Annotated in this window: 21 protein-coding genes and 1 pseudogene; 7 read left to right on the forward strand and 15 right to left on the reverse strand. The window is 69.9% G+C overall.

What is annotated here, in order from left to right; all coding sequences use genetic code 11:
- Window positions 1–33 precede the first annotated feature (33 nt).
- The 5 genes from proB to ACIRGA_RS25115 form a co-directional block, all read right to left on the reverse strand.
- Window positions 34–1,143, reverse strand: coding sequence for a glutamate 5-kinase (gene proB, locus ACIRGA_RS25095; protein WP_400945010.1), 1,110 nt, complete (start codon window positions 1,141–1,143; stop codon window positions 34–36).
- Window positions 1,140–2,603, reverse strand: a complete 1,464-nt coding sequence (gene obgE, locus ACIRGA_RS25100) for a GTPase ObgE (protein ID WP_400945012.1) — start codon at window positions 2,601–2,603, stop codon at window positions 1,140–1,142. Before obgE ends, proB begins: the two co-directional genes overlap by 4 nt.
- Window positions 2,604–2,714: 111 nt before the next feature.
- The gene (gene rpmA / locus ACIRGA_RS25105) at window positions 2,715–2,972 is read right to left on the reverse strand and encodes a 50S ribosomal protein L27 (protein ID WP_003067129.1); all 258 of its coding nucleotides are present in this window, start codon (window positions 2,970–2,972) and stop codon (window positions 2,715–2,717) included.
- Between the two features lie 38 nt (window positions 2,973–3,010).
- The gene (gene rplU / locus ACIRGA_RS25110) at window positions 3,011–3,325 is read right to left on the reverse strand and encodes a 50S ribosomal protein L21 (protein ID WP_005158538.1); all 315 of its coding nucleotides are present in this window, start codon (window positions 3,323–3,325) and stop codon (window positions 3,011–3,013) included.
- 174 nt (window positions 3,326–3,499) lie between these two features.
- Window positions 3,500–6,604, reverse strand: a complete 3,105-nt coding sequence (locus tag ACIRGA_RS25115; RefSeq protein ID WP_400945015.1) for a translation initiation factor IF-2 N-terminal domain-containing protein — start codon at window positions 6,602–6,604, stop codon at window positions 3,500–3,502.
- A gap of 525 nt (window positions 6,605–7,129) precedes the next feature.
- On the opposite strand from ACIRGA_RS25115, the gene ACIRGA_RS25120 reads away from it, so the two are divergent.
- Window positions 7,130–8,560 (forward strand): S8 family peptidase, encoded by a 1,431-nt coding sequence (locus ACIRGA_RS25120; RefSeq protein ID WP_400945017.1) that lies wholly within the window; start codon window positions 7,130–7,132, stop codon window positions 8,558–8,560.
- A 4-nt stretch (window positions 8,561–8,564) separates the two neighbouring features.
- Here the strand turns inward: ACIRGA_RS25120 and ACIRGA_RS25125 are convergent, their stop codons facing one another.
- Genes ACIRGA_RS25125 through ACIRGA_RS25135 form a run of 3 tightly spaced genes read right to left on the reverse strand, consistent with a single transcriptional unit; the run spans window position 8,565 to window position 11,123 of the window.
- A complete protein-coding gene (locus tag ACIRGA_RS25125) occupies window positions 8,565–9,392 on the reverse strand; it encodes an ABC transporter permease (RefSeq protein ID WP_400945019.1) in 828 nt (275 codons plus the stop codon).
- A 1-nt stretch (window position 9,393) separates the two neighbouring features.
- Window positions 9,394–10,209, reverse strand: a complete 816-nt coding sequence (locus ACIRGA_RS25130; protein ID WP_400945021.1) for an ABC transporter permease — start codon at window positions 10,207–10,209, stop codon at window positions 9,394–9,396.
- Window positions 10,209–11,123 carry an ABC transporter ATP-binding protein gene (locus tag ACIRGA_RS25135; RefSeq protein ID WP_400945098.1) on the reverse strand — a complete coding sequence of 305 codons (915 nt, stop codon included), beginning with the start codon at window positions 11,121–11,123 and terminating at the stop codon, window positions 10,209–10,211. Before ACIRGA_RS25135 ends, ACIRGA_RS25130 begins: the two co-directional genes overlap by 1 nt.
- A 118-nt stretch (window positions 11,124–11,241) precedes the next feature.
- On the opposite strand from ACIRGA_RS25135, the gene ACIRGA_RS25140 reads away from it, so the two are divergent.
- Window positions 11,242–12,249: a M14 family zinc carboxypeptidase gene (locus tag ACIRGA_RS25140; RefSeq protein WP_400945023.1), complete on the forward strand. Its 1,008-nt coding sequence runs from the start codon at window positions 11,242–11,244 to the stop codon at window positions 12,247–12,249.
- A gap of 81 nt (window positions 12,250–12,330) precedes the next feature.
- Here ACIRGA_RS25140 and ACIRGA_RS25145 read toward each other — a convergent pair whose 3' ends face one another.
- From ACIRGA_RS25145 to ACIRGA_RS25160, 4 genes and pseudogenes are all read right to left on the reverse strand, one after another.
- Window positions 12,331–15,675 carry a phosphodiester glycosidase family protein gene (locus tag ACIRGA_RS25145; RefSeq protein WP_400945100.1) on the reverse strand — a complete coding sequence of 1,115 codons (3,345 nt, stop codon included), beginning with the start codon at window positions 15,673–15,675 and terminating at the stop codon, window positions 12,331–12,333.
- A 128-nt stretch (window positions 15,676–15,803) separates the two neighbouring features.
- Complete coding sequence (locus ACIRGA_RS25150; protein WP_400945025.1) at window positions 15,804–16,547, reverse strand: maleylpyruvate isomerase family mycothiol-dependent enzyme; 744 nt, start codon at window positions 16,545–16,547, stop codon at window positions 15,804–15,806.
- A 55-nt stretch (window positions 16,548–16,602) separates the two neighbouring features.
- Window positions 16,603–17,013 (reverse strand): nucleoside-diphosphate kinase, encoded by a 411-nt coding sequence (gene ndk / locus ACIRGA_RS25155; RefSeq protein WP_005158515.1) that lies wholly within the window; start codon window positions 17,011–17,013, stop codon window positions 16,603–16,605.
- Between the two features lie 64 nt (window positions 17,014–17,077).
- A pseudogene (locus tag ACIRGA_RS25160) lies at window positions 17,078–17,375 on the reverse strand (winged helix-turn-helix transcriptional regulator).
- A 97-nt stretch (window positions 17,376–17,472) separates the two neighbouring features.
- Between ACIRGA_RS25160 and ACIRGA_RS25165 the strand changes: the two are divergent.
- Entirely contained in the window at window positions 17,473–18,315 is an 843-nt protein-coding gene (locus tag ACIRGA_RS25165; RefSeq protein ID WP_400945027.1) for an NAD(P)-dependent oxidoreductase, read from the forward strand.
- Here ACIRGA_RS25165 and ACIRGA_RS25170 read toward each other — a convergent pair.
- Window positions 18,269–19,831, reverse strand: coding sequence for an alkaline phosphatase D family protein (locus ACIRGA_RS25170; protein ID WP_400945029.1), 1,563 nt, complete (start codon window positions 19,829–19,831; stop codon window positions 18,269–18,271). The two genes, ACIRGA_RS25165 and ACIRGA_RS25170, sit on opposite strands and share 47 nt — an antisense overlap.
- Window positions 19,832–20,014: 183 nt before the next feature.
- On the opposite strand from ACIRGA_RS25170, the gene ACIRGA_RS25175 reads away from it, so the two are divergent.
- Both ACIRGA_RS25175 and ACIRGA_RS25180 read left to right on the forward strand, forming a co-directional pair.
- Window positions 20,015–20,212, forward strand: coding sequence for a chaplin family protein (locus ACIRGA_RS25175; protein WP_400945102.1), 198 nt, complete (start codon window positions 20,015–20,017; stop codon window positions 20,210–20,212).
- A gap of 188 nt (window positions 20,213–20,400) precedes the next feature.
- On the forward strand, window positions 20,401–21,645 hold the full coding sequence (locus tag ACIRGA_RS25180; RefSeq protein ID WP_400945031.1) for a DUF222 domain-containing protein: 1,245 nt from the start codon (window positions 20,401–20,403) through the stop codon (window positions 21,643–21,645).
- Between the two features lie 61 nt (window positions 21,646–21,706).
- Here ACIRGA_RS25180 and ACIRGA_RS25185 read toward each other — a convergent pair whose 3' ends face one another.
- Window positions 21,707–22,105: a DUF4233 domain-containing protein gene (locus tag ACIRGA_RS25185; RefSeq protein ID WP_034316250.1), complete on the reverse strand. Its 399-nt coding sequence runs from the start codon at window positions 22,103–22,105 to the stop codon at window positions 21,707–21,709.
- A complete protein-coding gene (locus ACIRGA_RS25190) occupies window positions 22,102–23,778 on the reverse strand; it encodes a bifunctional folylpolyglutamate synthase/dihydrofolate synthase (RefSeq protein WP_400945033.1) in 1,677 nt (558 codons plus the stop codon). Before ACIRGA_RS25190 ends, ACIRGA_RS25185 begins: the two co-directional genes overlap by 4 nt.
- A 70-nt stretch (window positions 23,779–23,848) precedes the next feature.
- On the opposite strand from ACIRGA_RS25190, the gene ACIRGA_RS25195 reads away from it, so the two are divergent.
- Both ACIRGA_RS25195 and ACIRGA_RS25200 read left to right on the forward strand, forming a co-directional pair.
- Window positions 23,849–24,478: a class I SAM-dependent methyltransferase gene (locus ACIRGA_RS25195; RefSeq protein WP_400945035.1), complete on the forward strand. Its 630-nt coding sequence runs from the start codon at window positions 23,849–23,851 to the stop codon at window positions 24,476–24,478.
- Window positions 24,479–24,585: 107 nt separating this feature from the next.
- Window positions 24,586–25,461 carry an SGNH/GDSL hydrolase family protein gene (locus tag ACIRGA_RS25200; RefSeq protein ID WP_400945037.1) on the forward strand — a complete coding sequence of 292 codons (876 nt, stop codon included), beginning with the start codon at window positions 24,586–24,588 and terminating at the stop codon, window positions 25,459–25,461.
- The last annotated feature ends 51 nt before the right edge of the window (window positions 25,462–25,512 follow it).

The raw sequence follows: 25,512 nt of genomic DNA on the forward strand, positions 1-25,512 counted from the left end.
CTTGGACCTTTCGTGTCCCCCGGGCCTGGCGCCCTAGCGACGCAGGGGAACGAGGTCGTCCGCGTGGACGACCTCACGCCGCTGCTCCGCGGGGAGGTCGTGACTGGAGCGGCCGATGAGGTCGGGCAGTTCGCCCGCATCGAAGGCCACGACACCGCGCGCCACGGTCCGCTGCCGGAGATCGAGCAGGTCGACGACGTCGCCCGCTTGGAAGTCGCCGTCGACGCCGGTGATCCCGGCGGCCAGCAGTGAACGACGGCGGCGGACGACGGCCGCGACCGCGCCGTCGTCGAGGTGCAGTTTCCCGGACGCGCCCGCGGCGTAGCCCAGCCAGAACCGGCGGGCCGACAGCCGGGAGTCCGCGGCGGCGAACGCCGTGCCGACCTCGGCGGTGGTCAGGGCACGGGCGGCTTCGGAAGCGGCGGCGAGCAGGACCGGGATGCCGGCGCCGGCGGCGGTGCGGGCCGCGGCCAGCTTCGAGACCATGCCGCCGGTGCCGAGCCCGGAGCTCGACATTCCGACGGTGATGCCGTCCACATCGGACTCCCCCGCGACCTCGGCGATCTTGCGGGTGGCGCCGTCACGGGGATCCCCGTCGTAAAGACCGTCCACATCGGACAGCAGAACGAGCGCGTCGGCGCCGATCAGATGAGCCACCAACGCGGCCAGCCGGTCGTTGTCGCCGAAGCGGATCTCTTCGGTGGCCACGGTGTCGTTCTCGTTGACCACGGGAACCGCGCCCAGGGCCAGCAGCCGCGTGAAGGTGTTCTGCGCGTTGCGGTAGTGCGCACGGCGCACGACGTCGTCCGACGTCAGCAGCACCTGGCCCACGGTCAGGGAGAACCGGCCGAACGACTCGGCGTAGGCGTGGGCCAGCGCGAGCTGGCCCACGCTGGCCGCGGCCTGCTGGGTGGCGAGGTCACGCGGCCGTTTGCCGAGCGCGAGCGGCGCGAGCCCCGCGCCGATCGCCCCCGAGGACACCAGCACGATCTGCGTGCCGCGGGAGACCCGGTCGGCGATCGCGTCCACCAGTGCGTCCAGCCTGGCCACGTCGAGACCGTCACCGGCGGTGGTCAGCGCGGAGGAACCGACCTTGACGACCACCCGCTTCGCGTCGGCGATCGCACCACGGGTTGAGCTCACTCGTCGTCCATCTCGCCTTCGTCTTCGATACCGTCCGGGCCGTCACGACGGATCCGGCGGGCTTCCTTGCGCTCGGCGGCACCGATCCGGTTGGTGTTCTCCAGCCGCACGTCCGTGCCGCGGCCCGAAAGGTGCACCGCGACCCCGGCCGGGGTCGACGGCTCCCACTCGAACTGGACGTCGCCGATGGTGACCGGGCTCCCCGGCACGGCGCCCTTGCGCGCCAGCGCTTCCTCGACACCGAGCCGCTGTAACCGGTCCGCGAGGTAGCCGACGGCCTCGTCGTTGCCGAAGCTCGTCTGGCGGATCCACCGCTCGGGACGGACACCCCGGACGATGAAGGCGCCTTCCTCCTCCGGGTCGTGCTCGACGGTGAAGCCGGCGTCGTCGACGGCCATCGGGCGCAGCACGACCTTCGCCGGCTCCGGTGCGGGCTGGTCGGCGCGGTACTTCTCGACCACTGCGGCGAGCGCGTAGGTCAGCTCCTTGAGCCCCTGCCGCGTTGCCGTGGAGATCTCGAACACACTGAGCCCGCGGGCTTCCAGTTCCGGGCGCACGAACTCGGCGAGTTCGGCGGCCTCCGGGACGTCGATCTTGTTGAGCACCACCACGCGGGGCCGGTCGGCGAGGTCGCCGCCGAGACTCGGGGTGTAGCGGGCGAGTTCCTCTTCGAGCGCGTCCATATCGGACAGGGGATCGCGTCCGGGTTCCAAGGTGGCGCAGTCGATGACGTGCACCAGCACCGCGCAGCGTTCGATGTGGCGCAGGAAGTCGAGGCCGAGGCCCTTGCCCTCACTCGCGCCAGGGATCAGCCCCGGCACGTCGGCCATGGTGAACACGGTCGATCCGGCGGTGATCACGCCCAGGTTCGGCACCAAGGTGGTGAACGGGTAGTCGGCGATCTTCGGCTTGGCCGCGGACAGCACCGAGATCAGCGACGACTTGCCCGCGGACGGGAAGCCCAGCAGGCCGACGTCGGCGACCGAACGCAGCTCCAGGACGAGGTCGCGGGCCTCCCCCGGCTCGCCCAGCAGCGCGAACCCGGGCGCCCGGCGGGCCTTGGAGGCCAGCGCCGCGTTGCCGAGACCGCCACGGCCGCCCTGAGCGGCGACGAAGGTGGTGCCCGGCCCGACCAGGTCGGCCAGGATCTCGCCGTCCTCGGTCATCACGACGGTGCCGGACGGGACGCGCATCTCCAGCGTCTCCCCCGCGGCGCCGGCGCGGTTGCCGCCCTGGCCCAGCTTGCCGTTGCCGGCGCGGGCGTGCGGGCGGAAGTGGAAGTCGAGCAGTGTGTGGACGTTCGGATCGACGATCAGCAGCACGTCGCCGCCGTTGCCGCCGTTGCCGCCGTCCGGGCCGCCGAGGGGTTTGAACTTTTCGCGGTGCACCGAGGCGCAGCCGTTCCCACCGTCACCGGCGGCCAGATGGATCACCGCTCGGTCCACGAACCGGGACGCCATGACTTGCCTCTATTCACTCGCGAAAGAAAAGGGGATACATAAAACAAACGAGGGGTGGGCCCGGATATTCCGGCCCACCCCTCGTCAGAGGTTCTAACTCGAAGCCGAAATTCAGGCTTCGGACGGCACGATGTTGACCGTCTTGCGGCCACGCTTCTCGCCGAACTGGACCGCACCGGCGGCCAGCGCGAACAGCGTGTCGTCGCCGCCACGGCCGACGTTCACGCCGGGGTGGAACTTGGTGCCACGCTGGCGGATCAGGATCTCGCCCGCGTTGACTTCCTGGCCGCCGTAGCGCTTGACGCCCAGCCGCTGCGCGTTCGAATCGCGACCGTTGCGGGAGCTGGACGCACCCTTCTTGTGAGCCATGGCTCAATCCTCTTTCTGACGAAGATCCGGAGAAAGTCCTACTTGGAGATGCCGGTGACCTCGACGCGGGTCAGCTTCTGCCGGTGACCCTGGCGCTTGTGGTAGCCGGTCTTGTTCTTGAACTTGTGGATCCGGATCTTCGGACCCTTGGTCTGCTCGACGACCTTGCCGGTGACCGAGACCTTCGCCAGCGCGTCGGCGTCCGTGGTGACGTCGCCACCGTCCACAAAAAGGACTGCGGGGAAGGTGTGCTCGGTACCCGGCTCGCCTTCGAGCTTCTCGACCTCGACGACGTCGCCGACGGCCACCTTGTACTGCTTGCCGCCAGTCTTGACGATCGCGTACGCCGACACGGAAGTCTCCTGCTTACTCGACAACGGGTGGGGGCTTGCGTGATCGGCCCACCCAGAAGTTCTCTGTGGGTGGTCCAGATGCTGCGCAAGGTGCCCGCCTCTAGGTGGCGGGCCGTTCTACAGGTTACGTGGGGCTCCCCGGTGCGATCACACCGGGGTGCCCCTAGGTGTTCACTAGCTCTTTTCCGACGCCTTGACCGGCGGACCGGCCGGCCGCGAGGCCGCCCGTCGCGGACGACGGCGGGTGGTGGAGCGCACGGCCGGGGCCGGAACGTCCACCTCGGGCTCGGTCTCCTCCTGAGCGGAAGGAGCCTCGGGCTCGGAAACCTCTTCTGTCACAACAGCCTCAGGAGTCACCGGAACCTCGGGCGCTTCGGGCTCCGGGCCCGATTCCGCGACGACGGCGATCTCTTCTTCACGCACGGCCGGAGCCTCGTCGTCCGGAGTCGTCACCGGTTCACCGGCGAGTTCCGTCGCGGGAGCCTCGGCGACCGGCTCCGGAACCGGCTCGGAAGCCGCCTCCGCCGCCTGTTCGACGGTCGCCTCGGCAACGGGCTCCGAAGAAGCCGTCACCGGCTCAGCGGGCTGCTCAGCCGCCTGCGGGGCATGGCCGTTCAGCGCGGCACCCTCGGCGTTCTCGGTGGCTTCGTGCGAGTGCTCGCCCTTGGCCGCCTTCGTGGCGTTGGCCACGGCCTGGACCGCCGAAACCACCGACTCGCGCTGAGCGGGCGCCGGCGGAGCCTCGGCCTTGGCCGCGGCGGGCTCGTTCTGGCCCTGGTCCTCGCCCTTGCCCCGGCCGCGGGACCGGCGGGAGCCCTGCTCCTTGCCGCCGCCACCGCCACTGCCACCACCGTGGCTGTGACCGTTGCCGCCGCCACCGGTGCGCTGCGGCTCGGTCGAGACGACCACGCCGCGGCCCTTGCAGTGCTCGCACGGCGTCGAGAACGCCTCGAGCAGCCCGGTGCCGATCTTCTTGCGGGTCATCTGCACCAGGCCGAGCGAAGTGACCTCGGCGACCTGGTGACGCGTGCGGTCGCGGCCGAGGCATTCGGTCAGCCGGCGCAGCACGAGCTCGCGGTTGGATTCGAGCACCATGTCGATGAAGTCGATGACGATGATGCCGCCGATGTCCCGGAGCCGGAGCTGGCGGACGATCTCCTCCGCCGACTCCAGGTTGTTCCTGGTCACCGTCTCCTCGAGGTTTCCACCCGATCCGGTGAACTTGCCGGTGTTGACGTCGATGACCGTCATCGCTTCGGTGCGGTCGATGACCAGGTAGCCACCCGAGGGCAGCCAGACCTTGCGGTCCAGCGCCTTGGTGATCTGCTCGTCGATCCGGTGGTCCGCGAAGGCCGAACCGGTGCCCGTGTACCGCTTGACGCGATCCGCCAGGTCCGGCGCCACGTGCTGCACGTAGTTGTAGATGGTGTCCCAGGCCTTGTCGCCCTGGATCTCCAGCTTGGCGAAGTCCTCGGTGAACAGGTCGCGCACGACCTTGACCAGCAGGTCCGGCTCTTCGTAGAGCATGACCGGCGCACTGTTCTTCTTGCCGCCGTTGCCGGCTTCGGCCTTCTCCTTGATGACGTCCCACTGCGCCTTGAGGCGGCGGACGTCCCGGTCCAGCTCCTCCTCGGCGATGCCCTCGGAGGCGGTGCGGATGATCACACCGGCGTCCTCGGGGACGATGCGCTTGAGGATGTCCTTCAGGCGGCGGCGCTCGTTCTCCGGGAGCTTCCGGGAGATACCGGTGGCGCCGCCCGCGGGCACGTAGACCAGGAAACGGCCCGGCAGCGAGATCTGCGTGGTCAGCCGGGCGCCCTTGTGCCCGACCGGGTCCTTGGTGACCTGGACCAGCACGGAGTCGCCGGTGGAGAGCGCCTGCTCGATCTTGCGGGCCTTGCCCTCGAGACCGGCGGCGTCCCAGTCGACCTCGCCGGCGTAGAGCACGGCGTTGCGGCCGCGGCCGATGTCGATGAAGGCGGCCTCCATCGAGGGCAGGACGTTCTGCACGCGGCCGAGGTACACGTTGCCGACGATCGATCCGGTGCCCGACGAAGTCACGAAGTGCTCGCACAGGACGCCGTCCTCGAGCACTCCGATCTGCGTGGATTCGCCCTTCTCGGCGACGACCATGGTGCGCTCGACCGACTCGCGGCGGGCGAGGAACTCGGCCTCGGACAGGATCGGCGCACGACGGCGGCCCGCCTCGCGGCCGTCCCGGCGGCGCTGGCGCTTGGCCTCGAGCCTGGTCGAGCCGCGCACGCTGCGGACCTCGTCCCTGGCGGGACGCTCGGTCTCGGCGGCCTTGGCCTGGCGCACGTGGACGACCGTGTTGGGCGGGTCGTCGCTGGTGGTCTCGGCGTTGTCGTCGTCCCCGCCCTTGCGACGGCGGCGGCGACGGCGACGCTTGCTGCCGTTGTCCGAATCGCCGTCGTTGTCCGAGTCGGACTCGCCGGACGCCTCTTCGGTGCTCTCGGCGCCGGCCTCTTCGGCGTCCTTGTCCTTCGCGCGCTGCTGACGGTTGCGCGGGGCTCGAGGCTCTTCGGACTGCTCGTCTTCGTTCTCGGACTCGGCCGAATCCGAGGTCTCGTCGCCGCCCTTGCCCCGGCCGCGGCCACGACGGCCACGACGACGGCGGCGACGGCCGTTGGCGTCGTCACCGTCCTCGTCGGTGCCGTGACCTTCGGCCTGCTCAGCCTGCGTCTCGTCCTCGTCGGAGGCGGTCTCTTCGGCCGGGGTGAAGGCGGGCTCCGGCTTGCGGGCGGGCTTCGTCGCGACGGGCTCCGGCGGCAGGAACACCGGCGACGGCGCGGCGAACACCGGGACGTGCACGGCGGCCTTCGCGCGCTTGGTCGTCGGCTGCGGCGGCTCCGGGGTCACCGGGGCGGCCAGTGCGGGCGGAACGCGCCGCGAAGGGGCCTCCACCTGCGGCGCGGCGGGCTCTGCCTTGACCTCGGGCTTGGCTTCCGCCTTGACCTCGGGCTCGGGAGCCGCGGGGGTCTCGGCGACGGGCGCCTCGGTGGTTTCGGTGGTTTCGGGCTCGTCTCCGCCGGCGAGGGCTTCGGCGAGCTTGAGAGCCACGTCGCGGGTGACGCTGGACTGCGCGCTGCGTACGGTCTCGCCGAGCTCACCGAGCTTGGCCATCAGTTCACGGCTGTTCGATCCCAGCAGCTTCGCCAAGGCGTGCACCCGGATCCGGGGCGGCAGTTCGGCCAGCTGAGCTGCGATGGGTGTGGCGGTATTCCCGCCGGTGACGGCGGGTGTGTCCGCGTTCGACATATATCTCCTCCGCCCCCGGGCGCGTCGGCTGGCTCACACCGGCTCGACGCGGCCGCGCAGGGGCCCCTTTCTGTTCGTTCCGCCGTGGTGGTCACCAGCAGCGGGAATCCTTGCCCGGCACCGCGACGGCGCCGGGGTTGTCCGGGCGCCGCGTACGGCTGAAGGTCTGCTCGGCGGAGCGCTGGCCACGTTCGCGACATCGGGCCGCCCGCCACGTCGTCGAGCCGCATACAGCGGCGACGCGTGTGGAGGATGTGCAGCACACCACCGGGCCACGAGACCGCGAGCGCCACCTCTCACGTGTGCCCGTCGGCCAGCGGCCACCGCGAGTATCCCACACACCGGCCCCACTCCGGTGTACTCGGTGCCACAGAGCTGGCTCCCGGGCGCGCCGCGGTCACCGGGCGAGCGAACTTCGCGGGAGAGCTTGTCGACCCGGCCGAGGGTGGCTAGCGTGCCGCTCGGGGGTACTGAAGCGTAGGCCACGGTGCCCTCGTTGTCCGATGTTCTCCGGTGGGAGGTCCGGTGTCCCTGCTGGGGCGGTCCCTGCGAGCGGCCGTGTGCGCCTTCGTGGTGCTCTGCGGTTCGGTCGCCGCTGTCGCGACGGCCGAGGCCGAGCCCTCGTGTCACCCCCAGGGACGGGCGCTGCGGTACGTCGTCGCCTTCGACCAGGGCACTTCCGAGGCCGAGGCCAGGGCGGCCGTCGCGAGCGGCTGCGGCAGCACGACCGTCTACTACCCGCAGATCGCGGTGGCCGTGGCGACCTCGGCCGATCGCGACTTCGCCGAACTGGTCCGGCCCGCCGCCGCGTTCAGCGCGCAGGCGGAACGGCTGGCGGTGCAGCGGGCCACCGGCACGTCGCCGGGCAGGTCCGCGCCCGCCCGCGCCGAACTCGAACCGACGGATCCGGCGAAGGTGCCCTCCGCCGACCGCACCGGCGAGCAGTGGGACATGCGCGCGATCGGCGCCGACAAGGCCCGCATGGTCGAACCGGGCAGCCGGGACGTCGTCGTCGGCGTCCTCGACTCCGGCGTCGACCCCACCCATCCCGAACTGGCGAACGCCCTCGACCCCGCCAAGTCCGCGGGGTGCCTGACCGGCGCGCCCGACCGGAACTGGGCCGCGACGACGTCGGTGCACGGCACGCACGTCGCGGGGATCATCGCCGCCGCCGACGACGGCAAAGGCGTCACCGGGGTGGCGCCCGGCGTGCGGATCGCCTCGGTGAAGGTGATCGACGATCGCGGGTACGCCGACCCCGAAGCCGCCGTCTGCGGGCTGATGTGGGCCGTTTCACAGGGCATGACGGTGACGAACAGCAGCTACTTCGTCGATCCGTGGTCGCTCACGTGTGCCCACGACGACCGGCGGGGCGTGGTGAACGAGGTCATGGCCCGCGCCGTCGAGTACGCGACCTCGACGGGCGTCCTCAACGTCGCGGCGGCGACCAACGAAGCCGCCGAACTGGTGCCCTCACCGCGCTCGGGTGCCCGGCACCAATCCGAAGGCTGTCAGGCGCTGCCCGCCGGCCTGCGTGACGTCGTCGCGGTGTCTTCCGTGAGCGAAGAGCGGGTCAAGGCCGGCTACAGCTCGTACGGGCTGGGTGTGATCGACGTGACCGCTCCGGGCGGCGAGGCCGGTCAGTGCGTGCTCTCGACCGTTCCCGGCGGGTACGCGCCACTGTGCGGGACGTCGATGGCGGCGCCGCACGTCGCCGGTGTCGCGGCGCTGCTCGCTTCGAAGCACCCCGGCTACGGCGCCCGTCAGCTGAGGCGCGCGCTGGACGCCCAGGCCACGCCGATCGCGTGTCCGGCCGACTACGACCTGACCGGTGACGGCTCGCAGGACGCGTACTGCACCGGCTACGCGGGATTCAACGGCTTCTACGGGCACGGGTTGGTCGACGCGCTGGCCGCGGTGGCGCCCCGCCGGACGGGCTCGAACCCGGCCCGGTGACGAGTCAGCGCAGCAGGAGCTTGCCGAACCGCTTCGAGGACGCGTAGATCCCGACCGCCGCCAGCGCCAGCAGGTACGCCACGTTCCCGGCCATGCCCCACGACAGGACGCCGACGGAGAGCCCGCGCATCAGCTCGATCCCGTGGTAGAGCGGGAAGATCTGCACGATCCACTGGATCCCCGCCGGATAGACCGAAAGCGGGTAGAACGTCGTGGAGAACAGGAACAGCGGCATCAGCACGAGGTTGATGTAGTCGAACTGCGACACCGACCGCAGGAAGGTCACCAGCACGATGCCGATGGCCGAGAACGCCATCGCGATCAGCAGCGCCGCCGGGATCATCAGCAGGGCCCACCACGACCCGGGCAGCCCCATCACGGTCATCACGCCGAGGAAGGTGACCGAGTAGATCCCGCCGCGCAGCACCGACCAGCCGACCTCGCCGAGCGCGATGTCCAGCGGCCCGATCGGGGTGGCGAGCATGGCGTCGTACAGCTTGGCGTACTTCAGCTTGAAGAACAGGTTGTACGTCGAGTCGAGGATCGCGCCGTTCATCGCCGACGCCGCGAGCAGACCGGGCGCGACGAAGGCGACGTAGCTCATCGCCTGGCCACCGGGCCCGACGACCTCGCCGACGAGCTTGCCGAAGCCGAGCTGGAAGGCCATCAGGTAGAACAGCGGCTCGAAGACGCCGGACACGAACAACATCCAGGCGTGCGAGTACGTCAGGAAGGTGCGTTCCAGCACCGCCGTCGACCGGCCGCTGTACAGCGCCGAGGGCAGGACGCGCAGCAGCACCCCGCGGCGCGGGGCTTCGGCGAGCACCGACATTTCAGACCACCAGCCGTCGGTAGAAGTACTTGTGCGCCAACGCCCAGCCCGCGCCGGCCAGCACGATCAGGAAGGCGAGATGGCCCAGCGTGGCGAGCGGGCCGACGGTGCCGAGGCTGACCGCCCTGGCGGCCTCGTTGCCGTGCCACAGCGGGGAGATCCAGGCGATCCACATCAGCGGGGCCGGCAGCTGGCTGATCGGGAAGAACGTGCCGGAGAACAACGTCATCGGGATCAGGATGAACCGGAACACCAGGCCGAACCGGGTGCCTTCGTCGTAGGTGGTCGCGGCCAGCGCCATCACCGGGGTGCCGCAGGCGATCCCGGTGAGCACCCCGATCAGGATGACGGCGAGCACGCCGAAACTCGTCCAGGAACCGAAGAGCGCCGCGATGACGGCGTAGATCGTGCCCGCCAGGGCCAAGCGCAGGCTCACCCACATGATCTGGCTGCCCAGCACCTGCCCCGGCGTGATCGGGGTGGCGGTGACGGCGATGTAGTCCTGCTGCCACTTGAAACCCGACAGCACCGGGTAGCTCGACTCCCCCACCGCCAGCTGCGCCGCACCGGCGACGAGCAGCGCCGGGGCGACGTACTCCAGGTACGAGAAGCCGCTCGTCGCCGCACCCGCCTGGACCTGCGAGCCGAACCCGAGGCCCATCGCGGCCAGGAACAGCACCGGTTGCAGGCCCGTCGAGTACAAAGTGGACACCCAGTAGCGGCGGTACCACATCCAATGGCCCTCGACCCGCAGCCAGGCTCCCGCCCAGCGCGAGACCACACGGCCCGTCGACGCCTTCGTCTGCGCTGTGGTCATCAGTCCACCAGCGTCCGGCCGGTGAGGCGGAGGAAGACGTCCTCCAGCGAACTGCGGCGGACCAGGCTCGACAGCGGACGCAGCCCGCGCGCGTGCGCCTGTTCGAGGGTGGCCTCACCGGTCATCGTGTAGAGGAGGACACGATCCGGCAGCACCTCGACGCGTTCGGCCAGGCCGTCGAGCCGTTTCGCGGCCGCCTCCTGCTCGCCGTTCGGGAAGCGCAGCTCCACGACCTCGCGGGTGGAGTACCGGCTGATCAGGTCCGCGGGCGAGCCCTCGGCGGCGATCCGGCCGTTGTCCATCACGACCAGCCTGTCGCACAGCTGCTCGGCCTCGTCCATGTAATGCGTGGTGATGATCAGCGTGGTCCCGCCGGCCTTGAGCCGGAACAGCCTGTCCCACAACAGGTGCCGGGCCTGCGGATCCAGCCCCGTGGTCGGCTCGTCGAGCAGGAGCAGCTCCGGATCGTTGACCAGGGAGCGCGCGATGGTCAGCCGCCGCTTCATCCCGCCGGAGAGCGAATCGACCTCCGCGTTCGCCCGGTCGGTGAGCTGGGCGAACTCCATCAGTTCCTCGGCCTTGCTCCGCACGTGCGAGCGCGAGAGCCCGAAGTAGCGGCCGTAGATCTGCAGGTTCTGCCGGACGGTGAGCTCGGTGTCCAGGTTGTCCTGCTGCGGCACCACGCCGAGCCGGGCGCGGATCTTCGGCCCCTCGACATCCGGATCCATCCCGAGGACCCGCAGGTCACCGTCGGTGCGCGGGGAGACGCTCGCGATCATCCGCATGGTGGAGGACTTGCCCGCGCCGTTGGGCCCGAGGAAGCCGAACGCCTCCCCCGGGCGGACCTCGACGTCGATCCCGCGTACGGCCTCGAAATCGCCGAAGCGCTTGACCAACGCCTTCGCCTGCACCATCGCCGATTCGTGCTCCGAGTCACCCACGGTAGGCACCCTAGGACCTGCCACCGACAAAATTCGACCGGTTTATCCCGGCCCTTGTCGGCCGGTCCCCGCTCGTCGATACTCACCGCCCATGAGTCTCAAGCCCAAAATCGCCCTGTTGTCCGTTTTTGTCAGTGCCGGGCTCCTGGTGGCGCCCGCGGCGCAGGCGGCCGAAACCGGCCGGGCCGTCGACCCGCGTCCGTCCACCGCGAAGCTGGCCTTCGAACTGCACAAGCTGGCGGCGCTCAGCCACGGCAAGATCCGGGTGGACAAGATCGGCCTCAGCAACGAGGGCCGTCCGGTGTGGGCGGCCAGGGTCGGCCATGGCAAGACACGGATCCAGTACGTCACCCAGCAGCACGGCGACGAGCCGCTCGGCACCCCCGCCGCGCTCGAATTCCTGCGGAAGGTCGGGGTCGGGCACAGCCCGTGGGCGCGGAAACTGCTGGCGAAGGTGACCGTCGACATCGTCGTGCGCGCGAACCCCGACGGGCATGAGCACGACTGGCGCTACAACTACGACCCGGACGCCACTCCCGAATACGGTGAGAAGGGCAAGGGGTACGACATCAACCGCTACCACGACCCGGCCGTGGCGCCGAAGGACAACCCGGCCACCGAAGCCGGCCTGATCCAGCGGCGGAACGCGGCGTTCAAGCCGGACATCATGGTCGACTACCACATGCAGGGCCGGTACCGGGACGCGAACGGCAAGGAGATCACCGCTTCCACGCTGTGGCCGACGAATCCGGGCGTGAAACAGTCCGATGTGGACTTCGCGAAGCAGATCGCGGTCGTGGTGCGGCGGTCCATCGACGGCAACGGCGGCTACGTCTCGCAGTACCCCGGCGGTGACTACCAGGGCATCGCGCGCAACGGCTACGGACTGCTCGGCAACGGCAGCGTGCTGATCGAGCTGAGCCTCATCCCGGAGCGGGAGCAGCAGCAGATCCAGGACGCGCTGGCCTCGATGGTCGCGATCGCGCAGACCGCGGCCGACGGTTCGGTGCGGAAGGTGGACCCGGCCGACGCCGACGCGATCCCGCCGCGGGGTCCGGCGCTGCCGGGCACGGTCGAAGAGGCGCACGAAGCCGCCTGACGCGTGGGCTGAAGGGGCCCTTCACCGCATGCGATGCGGTGAAGGGCCCCTTCGTGGCGTCTGATGCGGTGAAGGACGCTTTCAGCCCACAGTGACCGACAGGCTCTTCGTGACCCCGTTGACGGTCACCGAGAGGTTCGCCGTCCCGGGCCGCAGCGCGGTCAGCACCCCGGTCGCCGGATCGAACGACGCGACGTCCCAGGGCATCGCGGGCAGGAACCCGCCGGCGACATGCGTGCCCCAGCCGCCCTTCCAGTCCGCGCTGACCGGGTACGAAACCGGCACTTGACGCGCTCCCTGCGTCACCACCGCCCGGATGTCCGCCTTCTCCCCGCGTGCCAGCGACGAGGGCCCGGACAGCGTCAGCGCGTCGACGTTCGGCCGCGTCTCGAACCGCACCGGCTGCGCCTTGTCCCCCGGCTCGAACCGGACCATCGTCCAGCCGACGAACCCGCCGTCACCCGGGGCCACCGCGGGCGATTTCCCGGAGTTGCCGTTCACCAGATACGGCACGCCATCGACGCGCGAAAGGCTGAAAACGCCCGCATGCGAGGCGATCGCGGCCGTCTGCTTGCCCGACTCGCGTTCGAAGGCGGTCAGCCAGCCGGTCAGCATGGCGGCTTCCTTGCGGTCGGCCAGCTGAGAGTTCCCGGCCGGGCTCGGGTCCTTGACCGGATGATGCATCGCGACGACCACGCCGCGGATCCGCTTGTCCGCCTTAGCTCCGTCCAGCGCCTCGCGCAGCATCCGGATCTGGTCGAACCCGCCCGCGCGCAGCGATCCGCGCGAGGAATCCATGAGCACCAGCCGGATCCCGGCGACGTCGACGACGCGGTGGGTCTCCCCGAACGCCGCCTGGAACTCCGCGAGCCCGTGCCCGCCGTCGGCCTCGTGGTTGCCCGGAACGTAGTACCAGGGTGCCTTGCCGACGAGTTCCTCGTCGATGACCGACTTCGCCAGCACGAAATCGGCCGCCGTACCGCGGTCGACGAAGTCGCCGTTGATCAGCACGAGATCCGGTTTCGCCGCCACCGCCTCGCGCAACGCGCGCCGGGCCTGGGCGACCAGCGGGCCGTCCGGCTGATCGGCGGTGAACTGCGCGTCGCTGACCACGGCGATCCGCAGGCCACCGGTCGCGACGCCATCCGTGATCAGCGCCGGATCACGCGGCGCCGGATCGGCGGGGACGGCGGCCGCGGGCGCGACCTCGAAGGTGAGGTCGTCGAACACCAAACGTCCTTCGTACTGCTGATCCGGGACGTTCTCGACGGCGTAGAACTTCGTCAGCCGCTGCCCGTCGGGAAGCCCGGCCGGGATGGCCGCGCGGACGTAGCGCCAGCCCGTCCAGTCGACGCTCAACGTCAAGTCCACAATGGACGGAACGTTGGCGGCGTCACGGAGTTCCGCACGCAGCCAAGCGCCCTTCGCGTCACCGTTCACCCACAGACCGACACGCTGGGTGCCGGGTGGCACCGCGATCGGCGCCGCCGAGTTGACGTAGGCCGCGCGCGTCGCGTTGGTCCCGTTCAGCCGGTAGTCCAGCGCGAGACCACGTCCGCCGTCACGGCCGGGTGCCTCGGAAAGCGCGGCGCCGACGACGGCGGGGAAGACGCTCGCGGTCCAGCCCGCCGGGCCGTCGAGCGGTGCCGCCACCCGCGATTCCGTGCCGACGGAAGCCGCCAGATGCGTCACCTTCCCACCGGCGGTGGCGGTGATCGCCGAAGCGCCCGAAGCCTTCAGCGCGGTGACCGCGAACCCGTCGCCGGACGGTTCGATCTTCACCACCGTGGGGTCGTAGCCGAGTTTGACGTCGTCGGGCTCGATCCACGTGCCGTAGCCGTCGGCGTCGTAGCCGAACACCTTGAACGTGCTCTTCGCGCCTTCGCCGGACAACGCGACCTGTTCGGTGCTCGTGCCGAGGCGGACCGGCGAGCCGAGGACGTTCAGCGTGGTCTTGCCCATGACGCCGCCGCGTTTCGCGTAGACGTCGACGTTCGCGGGCGCGTCGGGCCGGAGCCGGTCGGCGTGCGCGGTGAACACGCCGTCGGTCACGGTGCCGCGGAAGGGATTCGTACTGAGCCACTGGACCTTGCCGTCGACGGCGGCACCGGTCTCGTCGTGGCCGCCCGCGGCGAGTTTCCGTGTCAGCCCGGAGAGCACCCGCGTCGCGTCGGCGGTGTCCTGCGCGGGAGCGGGCGCGAATCCGGTCAGCCGCCCGCTTCCCGGCCCGGTGGTGACGCCGATCCCGTTGGGTACCAGGCGTTCCCCGCCGTCCGACGGCGCATTGCGCACCAGCGGCGCCTTCTCGCCCTCTTCGCGGGCGAGCATGGTCGACGATCCGCCGCCGTCGAGGTTGAGGGCGTCGTCCGCGCCGAGGGACTTCATGTGGCGGGCGAGCTCGAGTTCCGTCATGCCGCGGCTGTCCGCCTGACGGCCGTCGACCGTGGCCAGCCACATCTTCGTGCCGTCGGCGGAGAACCCGACCGCGGTCCGGGGGTGCATGGCGACGTTGTCGACCGGCTGGACCGCGCCGTCACGCAGCAGGACCTTGTTCCCGCCGACCGAGACCGACAGCTTGCCCGTGTCACTCTTCGGCGCGTACGCGACGCTCACCTTGTCGCCGATCTTCAAGCCGGACAACGAGTCCACGCCGCCGTCACGGGCGAGCAGAATCGTCGCGCCCGCGGCGATCGGGCCGTCCGCGGGCTGCGGACGCACCTGCGTGACGACGCCGTCGGAGACCTCGACCTCGACGACGCGCTGAGCGCCCGCGACCGACGTCCGCCGCGAGGACGCGCCCCACAACGGCGTGTAGACGCCGATCGCGTCGCCGCTCAGCACGGGACTGTTGAAGTTCGACGCTGGCACGACCCGGCCGTCGGGCAGGGTGATCGACGCGTCGAGGAACACCTCCGCGAGCCGCGCCTTGCCTTCCTCGGTGATCGACGCGGTCAGGTTGTGGCCGCGCGCGGGCGCCGTCTGGAGTTTTCCGCCGTCGATGCCGACACCGATCGGCGCGCCGCTGGCGTTGATGTCGAAGAAGTCCCCGTTGACCCCGGCCACCGCACCGGCCCTGGCGACCTGCTGCGAAAGCGGTGTCCGCGCGGAAACCGTGCCAGGGCTGAGATACGTCGGCTTGAGGGTCTTGCTGGTGAGGTCGACGGCGAGCGTGTCGCCGCGGATCCAGCCCGCCGGGTCGTAGCGGTCGAACTCGGTCAGGCTCAGGCCCGGCGCCACGCGCGAAGTCGCGCTGGTGGTGACGAGTCCGTCGTCGGGCGCGGCCACGGCGTACGCGGACGGCCCCTCCTTCGCCGAGGAGGCCGAGGGAGCGGCTTCGACCGGCGCGGGGCCGAGCGGAGCGGCCAAGGGATCGGCGTGCGCCGGTGCGGCGACGAACAATCCGGGCAGCAGGGCAGCGAGCAGCAACAGGCGTGAATTTCTCACGGAATACCCCACGATCGAGTGACAGGCAGCACCGCTCAGCACAGCGGACGCGGACCGCCAGGAGAAGACCCCGAGGTGAACGTGAACCGAACGGCGTAGGGCGCCGAAGGTCAGGGTGTGAACGGCCCGGCGAGGAAGGTTTCCGCCGCCGCGACATCACCGGTGATCGCGAGGCCAGCACCGGCGAGCTCGACCCGTTGCCACAGCAGCAGGTCCAGACCTTCCGCGGTCCCTTCGACGACGGCGGCCGCCGCTTCGGCGGGGTCCGCCCGCCGCGAGCCGGGGACGTCGGTTTCGCCCGGCGGTGTGATCAACCAGGCGTGTCCGGTGTCGGAGGTCTTCAGCAGCAACGGAACGGTGACCGCGGGCGGCGTGTGCCAGCGCTTCACCTTCGGCAGCATGCCGAGGAGGACCTCGTCCACACCGTCTGCGGCGACGGACGGGTCCAGGGTGTATTCGGTCCCTGCCGCGCGATGCGCGTCGAGCAGGTGCACCGCGGTCTCGTGGACCTGACGGCGGAACCAGAAGTCTTTGGTCTTGGCGGCGGCGGTGAAGTTCCAAGCGCCGTCGCCGGGAGATGCCTCGCTCAGCGCTTCGATGAGATCGTCCGCGCTTTCGCGGTACCAGGCGGCGAGGTCCGCGCCCGGATCGGCTTCGAAGATCTGCGGGGCGGGGTCGCCGGTGCGCACGATCCCGGCCGCCCAGCGGTGGACATTGCCGAGGTGGACGACCAGGTCACGCAGGTGCCAGTCGCCGCAGCAGGGCACGGGCGCGGTGTGGTCACCGGTGCTCGCCACCCGCGCGAAACCGGCGGTGAGCTCCCGCAGGCGTTCCAGGTACTCGTCCGGTGTCATCACGGCTCCCCCGATTCGTGGACGGCGCGGCGGTCCCGCGCCGTCCACGAGTCTGTCAGACCTCGGGGAACCAGAGCTTGAGCTCGCGCTCGGCCGACTCCGGGGAGTCCGAACCGTGCACCAGGTTGTACTGGGTCTCCAGTGCGAAGTCGCCGCGCAGGGTGCCGGGGGTGGCCTTCTCGACCGGGTCGGTGCCGCCGGCGAGCTGACGGAAGGCGGCGATGGCGCGCGGGCCCTCGACGGCGATCGCGACCAGCGGGCCCGAGGTGATGAACTCGAGGAGGTCGCCGAAGAACGGGCGCTCCTTGTGCTCGGCGTAGTGCTCCTCGGCGACCGAGCGCTCGACGGTGCGCAGTTCGAGGGCGGCGAGCTTAAGGCCCTTGCGCTCGATGCGAGCGATGACCTCGCCGACGAGGCCGCGCGCGACGCCATCGGGCTTGACGAGGACCAGCGTGCGTTCAGTCACGGCGGTATTTCTCCTTGGGTGGGATTCGTGCTATTCGCCCGGAGCCTACTGGGTGCTTCGCCGCTCACTTCACTTCGGACCAGGGAATGGCCTCGATCCGCTCGAGATGCTCCTCGCCCCACTCCCCGAGCGCGGCCATCGCGGTGTTGAGGGAATCCCCGAACTCCGTCAGCGAGTACTCCACCTTCGGCGGAACTTGGTGGTACACCTCGCGATGCAGCAGTCCGGTGCTCTCCATCTCGCGCAGCTGCAGGATCAGCACCCGTTCGCTGATGCCGGGCACCGCGCGCCGCAGCTCCCCGAAGCGCAGCGGCCCGTCCTGGAGCGCGAACAGGATGAGCCCTTTTCCATTTGCCACCCATGACGGCTATCGCGGCGTCGAGGCCGCAGGTGAAGGTGCGTTCTTGGTCATCGTCACTTACCTCTTTGTCGGTACCCGGCCTTTGACTGGAGCGAAAAATGTCGAAGACACCGGTGACCGTCCTTGGCCTCGGTTCGATGGGATCGGCACTGGCCGGTGCCTTCCTCGATGCCGGGCATCCGACCACCGTGTGGAACAGGACGGCCTCGAAGGCCGATCCCCTTGTCGCACGCGGAGCGAATCGGGCCGCGACGGCCGGAGACGCGGTGCGGGCGAGCCCGGTGACCATCGCTTGCCTGACCACCTACGAAGACACGCGCGCGGCCTTGGAGCAGGCTTCCCTGACCGGACGCGCTTTGGTCACCTTGAACAGCGGATCACCGGCGGGAGCGCGCCGGATGGCCGGATGGGCGCGGGAACGCGGCGCACGCTACCTCGACGGCGCGATCAAGAACGTGCCGTCGGCCGTGGGAGCGCCGGACACGTTGCGGGTACTGGGCGGCGACACCGTCCATCTCGGCGAGGACACGGACCTCGCGGCGCTGTACGAGATGGCCGTCGGCGGCACCCTGCTGCCCGCGCTGGTCGGGTTCTTCCAGGGTGCCGCCGCGCTGCGGTCGCGCGGGCTCGAAGCCGGCACACTCCTGCCCTACGCCACCAAATGGTTCGAGCTGATCATTTCGCTGCTTCCGATGTACGCCAAGGAAATCGACAGCGGCGACTACTCGGATCCCGCGGCCTCGGTGGGCATCTTCCACGCCGGCGCCGCCGCCGACCTCGAACTGGCCGAGGAAGGCGTCGACGTCGGCTGGCAGCGGCCGATGCACGACCTCGTACGACGGGCCGCCGAGGCCGGGCACGGCGACCGCGGCATCGCGGTCCTGACGGAACTGCTCAGCGTTGGGGCCGCAGGGTCTTCGACCACAACGACGCGCCCGTAGCGTCCCGCAGGTCGACCGTGAGCGCACCGCTCCGCCCGTCGATGTTCACCTCCCCGAAGTGCTGGAAGCCGTCGGCGGGCGAGGTGTTCGCGGCGGGCGGGGCGTGCACGAACACCGCTTCCGGCCCGAAGGTCGGGTCGAGGGTGTTCGGGCCGAACGCGCCGGCGTTGAGCGGGCCGGAGACGAACTCCCAGAACGGGTCGAAATCGGTGAAGGACGCGCGATCCGGCGAGTAGTGGTGCGCCGCGGTGTAGTGCACGTCCGCGGTCAGCCAGACGACGTTGCGCACCCGGCGCCGCGCGATCTCCCGCAGCACCCAGGCGAGTTCGGTCTCGCGGCCGCCGGGCGCGCCGGGCAGGCCGTTGGCGACGCCCTCGATGGCCTTGCCGTCCGGGACGGTGAGACCGATCGGGAGGTCGGCCTGGATGATCTTCCAGGTGGCGGTGCTGCGGTCCAGCGCGTCGACGAGCCAACGGGCCTGGCGATCGCCGAGAATGTGGCCCGGCTTGGTCTGGTCGGCGGTGTTGGCGTCCTTGTAGGTCCGCATGTCCAGCACGAAGACCTCGGCGCGGGAGCCGTGGCGGAAGTTGCGGTAGACGCGGCCGTCGACGGCTTGGCGCCGGTCGATCGGGTGCCATTCGTGGAACGCCTGGAATGCCCGCGCGGCGAGCACGTCGACGCGCTTCTCGGTGTATTCGGGGCGGTCGTTGAGAATCTCACCCGGGTACCAGTTGTTCACGACTTCGTGGTCGTCCCACTGGACATAGGCGGGCACGTTCGCCGTGAAGCGCTTGAGGTTCTCGTCGAGCAGGTTGTAGGCGAACTGGCCGCGGTACTCGTCGAGCGTCTCGGCGACCTTCGACTTCTCCGGGGTGACGATGTTGCGCCACACCCGGCCGCCGGGCAGCGCAACGGTCTCGGTGAGCGGCGCGTCGGCGTAGACCGTGTCTCCACAGTGGAGGAACAAATCCGGACGGCGTTCGGCCATCGCGCGGTAGATCGTCATCCCGCCGCGTTCGGGGTTGATACCCCAGTTCTGCCCCGCGACGTCGCCGGACCACAGCAGCCGCACGTCGGAGCGGCCGACGGGGGCGGTGGCGAAGCGGCCCGTGACGGCCTCGCTGCGGGTGCGGCCGTCGAGGTCTTCCGCGGTCACGCGGTAGTGGACTTCGGTCCCCGGCGGGAGGCCTGCGACGCGGACCTTGCCGGTGCCGCCGGTCTCCGGGCTCATCACCGGGCCGAGCACGCGGCGCACGTGCCGGAACGACGGATCCCGGGAGACCTCCACGATCAGCCGCGAAGGCCGGTCCGCGCGCGACCAGACGATGCCGGAACCGGTGGTGACGTCGCCGGACTGGACACCGTGGGTGAGCACCGGACGGTCGCCACGGAGCAGTGCGACCGGGTTCGGGGTCGCGGTCGCGGTGCCGGGGAGGAGCAGGCCGCCCGCGACCGCTCCGGCGCCGGTGAGACCGGCTTTGAGCAGCGTGCGGCGGCTGTGGTGGGTTGCGGTCATGGCGCGGTTCTATCCCGCGGCCACGGCCGGTGGGCCAACGGCGGTTTGCGCGGTGATGAACGAACGGACGGTAGCCGTTCCGGCGGTCTGCGCGAAGCTGTTCGGCGATCGTGAAGGGCGGCGGGTCTCGACGCTAGGCTTCCGTCGCCCAGTGAAGAGTTCATCAAAGAATGTCCACAATGGATAGCAACCGGACATTGGCCGACTAGACGCTCAGCCGCTGTCGGTGCTGCCCAGTGGAGAGAATCACTTCTCGGTGGCAACCAAGTACTCACGCCGATCACCTTGCCGATCAACCTGTCGGGCAATGCCATAAGCATCCTGGGCACGGCGAAGGACCTGAAGGATTCCACCGTCGTGGAGGCCGACGAGCCGAGATAGACAGCGCCATCGCTAAAGGGCCTCGACCGAACGCGGCCGAGGCCCTTTGGTCTCCATTTGTTTCGATTCCCTGACGACGTGATCAGGCGACAGATAGCGCGGCCTGTCAGATATCGCCAGAACGCGAAACCAATTCTGAAGGTTCTTTCGCGTTCGCACACCTGTTCGATTCCTGGTATTCTTGCGGGGTGTCCAGCCAACGCATCCTCGAACCGCCACACGAGCTGTGGCGTGCCGGTGCGCGCGAGCTCGCACACGGCGTGGTCGAGCGGTTGTCGCTGGCACGACAGGCGTTGGCCGAGGTCGGGCAGTTCCTGGTCGAGATCGAATCCCGGGGCCCGATGGAACTGTTCGGGCACGGGTCGACGGCGGGCTGGTTCGCCGAAACCGCCCGCATCAGCCCCAAAGAAGCCAGCGGCACCGTGACGCGGGCATTGGCACTGAACGAAAGCCGCAACCTCGACGGCACCCCCGCCCCCGCTTTCGCCCCCATCGCCGGTACCGCCGCCGCGGAAGGCGACCTCGGGCACCAGCAACTCGACCCGATCCTCGCCGTACTGAAGAAGATTCCTTCCGAGGTCTCGGAGGACGACCGGTCAGGCGCCGAACAAATCCTGGTGGACCTGGCCCGCCACGCCGGTCCACAGGAGATCGTCAACGTCGGCGCGGAACTCTTGGCGCATATGGATCCCGACGGGAATGAACCGAAGGACGAGGACCTGAAACCACCGTCGCGCGAGGTGTATCTGCGCAAACGCGACGACGGCTGGTGGCGACTCAATGGCTTACTGGACCCCGAATTCGGGGCCCGCGTCAACGCGCTGTTCGACACCTGGGGACAACGAAGACCCGTCGACGACGACGGCAACCGTGATCCCCGCACCCCCGGCGAACGCCATGGGGACGCCTTGTTCGACGCGATCCACTACGCGATGACCAACGACAAGGCCCCCACCCTCTCCGGAGACCGCACCACCGTCGTGGTCACCATTCCCCTGGAGACCCTGACCTCAGGACTGGGGTCGGCCTGCGTCGACGGAGTCTCCCAGATCACCGCACGGCACGCCCGCATGCTCGCCTGCGACGCCAAAATCATCCCCGCCGTGCTCGGGGCCGAGAGCGAACCCCTCGACATCGGTCGCGCGACCCGGTCCGTCACCCCCGCGCAACGCCGGGCCCTGAACCTCCGGGATCACGGCTGCGCCTTCCCCGGCTGTCACCGAAGACCCAAACACTGCGAAGCACACCATATTCTGCCCTGGGGCCAACTCGGCGACACCGACCTGAACAACCTCTGCCTGCTCTGCCGCTACCACCACATGGTCATCCACGGACAATCCGGCTGGAAAGTCCAGATCACCAACGGCCGACCCGAATTCATCCCGCCGCAATACCTCGACCCGCTACAAACACCCCGCCACAACCACCGCTGAACCCGAGGAGCCCGCCGACCACCACCGGCGACGGGCCCCTCGGCATGCCCAAAGGCCAGCCCTACTGCGGTTGCTGCTGCTGACTCGGCAGCGTCCCCGCCGCCATCCGCCGCGCCACATCCCGCCGCAGCCACAACAGCCACAGCCAGATCCCCAGGAAGATCACCCCGAGGATCGCCACAGCGGGCAGCGCGACGAAGAACGCGATCAACGCGACCTGCAGCACGAGCACCGCGGGAACCGCCCACGGCTTCTTCAGGAAACCGCACAACACGATCAGCGCGACCGCGATCACGATCACCGACCACCCGGTGAGCGAGCCGACTCCGCCGCCGAGTTTCGCCACCACCGGCAGCGCCAGCGCGACGGTGATGCCCTCCATGATCAGGGAACCGGCCATCACGCCGCGGAAGGACTTCATCGGGTCCTTGGCGGGCGGCTTCGGGGTCTCGTCGGTCACGCCGGCTCCTTACCGAACAGGGTCCTGGCCTCGCCCGCGGTGACGACGGAGCCGGTGACCAGCACGCCGCCGCCCGCCAGCGGTTCCTCGGGGTCGTCGCTCTGCTCGACGAGGCCGATGGCGGTCTCGATCGCGGCGTCGAGGCTGGGCTCGGCCACGACACGGTCTTCGCCGAAGATCGAGATGGCGACGTCGTTGAGTTCGTCGAGCGGCATCGCGCGCGGGGACGAGTTCTTGGTGACGACGATCTCCGTGACGACGGGTTCGAGGGCGTCCAGGATGCCGCGGGCGTCCTTCTCCGCCATCACGCTGACCACGGCGGCGAGACGGCGGAAGGCGAACTCCTCGGCGACGGTGGTCGCGAGCGCCTTGGCGCCGTGCGGGTTGTGGGCGGCGTCGAGCAGCACGGTCGGCGCGGCGCGGACGCGCTCCAGCCTGCCGGGGGTCTCGACCTCGGCGAAGGCCTCGCGGACGGCTTCGATGACCAGTTGCTTGTCCTTGCCCGCGCCGAAGAACGCTTCGACGGCGGCCAGCGCGAGCGCGGCGTTGGCCGCTTGGTGCGCGCCGTGCAGCGGCAGGAAGATCTCGTCGTAGACCCCGCCGAGACCCTGCAGCTTCAGCATCTGCCCGCCGACGGCGATCTCACGCTCCATCACGCCGAACTCACTGCCCGCGCGGGCGACGCTCGCGTCGACCTCGATGGCGCGCTCCAGCAGGATCTTCTGCACTTCGGGGTCCTGCTCGGCGATGACCGCGACGCTGCCGGGCTTGATGATCCCGGCCTTCTCCACCGCGGCTTTGGCCGGCGTGCCGCCGAAGTACTCCACGTGGTCGACGCCGATCGGCGTGATGACGGCGACGTCACCGTCCACGACGTTCGTGGCGTCCCAGGAGCCGCCGAGCCCGGTCTCGATGACCGCGGCTTCGACGGGCGCGTCGGCGAAGGCCGCGAACGCCATCCCGGTGAGCACCTCGAACTTGCTCATCGGCACCGCGTCGGGTCCGCCCGCGTTGTCCACCATGGTCACGTACGGCGCGACGTCGCGGTACAGGTCGACGTACGCGGCGGCGGAGATGGGGGCGCCGTCGAGCGCGATCCGCTCGGTGACCAGCTGCAGGTGCGGGCTCGTGTACCGGCCGACGCGCAGGCCCATCCGGGTCAGCAGCGCGTCGATCATCCGGGTGGTCGAGCCCTTGCCGTTGGTCCCGGCGACGTGCAGCACCGGGTAGCCACGGTGCGGTTCACCCATGAGGTTGACCAGGGCCGCGATCCGGGCGAGGGACGGCTCGATCTTGGTCTCGGGCCAGCGCTGGTTCAGCTCGGCCTCGACGGCGAGCAGTTCGCGGCGCGCCTGCTGCCCGTTGGGGTCGGCCGGGGCGAAGTCGTCGCCCTGATCGTCCAGTTCGTGCAGTTCCACGTCCTCCGGGGCGACGAGGTCCGGCACGGGGCCGAGCGCGAGGTTGTCCCCCAGCTGCCCGATTCCGCCGATGCCGCCCCGCGAACCGCCGCCCGCCTGGTACGCGGCGTCGGGTGCGTCCAGATCCGGGTCGGTGTCGTCGGACGGATCGTGGGAACGTGCCCCCAATTCGTCGACACCGGCGAAACTGTCCAGATCTGCCAGGTCCGGGGATTCCCTGAAATCTTCGGAATCCCGGCCGTCACCTCGCGGCACGAACTCTCCTCTTACCCTTGCTGCCTGTCGTGCCGAGTCTACGTGCGGCTTTTCCTGGCACTCTCGACGCATGGGGTTCAACCACAACGACCACTATCACCCGCTGCTGCTCGACCAGCTGCCTCCCGGCCCCGGCGTGGCGCTGGACGTGGGCTGCGGCAGCGGGCGGTTCGCGCGGCGGCTCGCGGCGACCGGGATGCACGTCGAGGCCATCGACCGGTCCGGTCCGATGATCGACCTCGCCCGCGCCGCCGGTTCGCCGGGCCCCGGCACGATCTCGTACCGGCAGGCCGACGTGGCCGCCGAGAAGCTGCCGGAGGAGGCGTACGACTTCATCTCCTGCCTCGCGGCGCTGCATCATGTGCCGTTCGACACGGTCACGAAGCTGCGTGACGCGCTGGTTCCCGGCGGGGTGCTGGCCGTGCTGGGTCTCGGCAGGCCCAGCACGCTCGCCGACTACGCACGTGCCCTCGTGGCCTCGCCGGTCAACGCGCTGGCCAGGGTGGTCGTGTACGCGGGCGAGCGCTTGAACGGCGGGGTCGATCCGTTGCCGTCGGCGCCGATCGTGGAGACCTTCCCGCCGATGAACCGGATCCGGCGCGACGCGGCCCGGCTGCTGCCGGGGAGCAAGGTCCGGAACCTGCTCTTCTACCGCTATCTCCTCGTCTACCGGCGGCCGGAAGACGACCACCCGATGTGACACCCCAAGCGGGTGAAACCGGCGCTCGACCACCCGATCGGCGGCGCCGACCCGGCCGGATCCGGTTCATTTTTGAGAGGCCATCCAGTCCGGAGATCGGGGTCCTCATGCGCCACAGACGCGTCCTGTTCGCGGCCGTCTCGACCATCGTCCTGCTGATCGCCTCCGCCACGGCGGCCACCGCCACCACGCGGTCCTACCGGAATTACGTCGCGCTGGGTGATTCCTACACCTCCGGACCGCTCATCCCGCTCCCCCGCCTCGACCCGCTCTTCTGCGGCAAGTCGACGCAGAACTACCCGTCGATCCTCGCTTCGGCACTGCGGGTCCGCTCCTTCACCGACATCAGCTGCGGCGGCGCGGACACGACCAACATGACGCAGCGGCAGAACGTGACCCTCGGCAGCAACCCGCCGCAGTTCAGCGCCCTGCGCGCGAACACCGACCTGGTCACCGTCGGTATCGGCGGCAACGACTACGGCGTCTTCGGCACCCTGGTCGGCACCTGCCCGTCGCTGCGCGCGAGCGATCCCACCGGGAGCCCGTGCCAGGACAGGTTCACCGTCGACGGCGTCGACACCATCAAGGCCAAGATCGCCGAAACCGGCAAGAACGTCGAGAAGGTGCTGGCCGGCGTCCACGCCCGCTCGCCCCGCGCCGACGTGCTCGTCGTCGGCTACCCGCGGATCGCGCCGGAATCCGGCTACTGTCCGAAGATCCTGCCCTTCGCCGAGGGCGACTACGCCTGGCTCAACGACGTCGAGAAGGCGTTGAACTCGGCGATCGAGAAGGCCGTCGCGGCCGACGGCAAGGCGACCTTCGTGGACACCTTCGGCCCTTCCGCCGGGCATGACGCTTGCGCGCCGAACGGGGCCGCGTGGATCAACGGGCAGCACACGAAACTGCTCGCCGCGGCGGCGTACCACCCGTACCGCACCGGGATGGTGGGGGTGGCCGGAGTGATCCTCCGTCACCTCCGCTGAATGCAATGAACGGGCCGTTCCTTGCCAAATTTGCAAGGAACGGCCCGTTCA

It is taken from the genome of Amycolatopsis sp. NPDC102389, from assembly GCF_044765885.1.
Taxonomy (GTDB): Bacteria; Actinomycetota; Actinomycetes; order Mycobacteriales; family Pseudonocardiaceae; genus Amycolatopsis.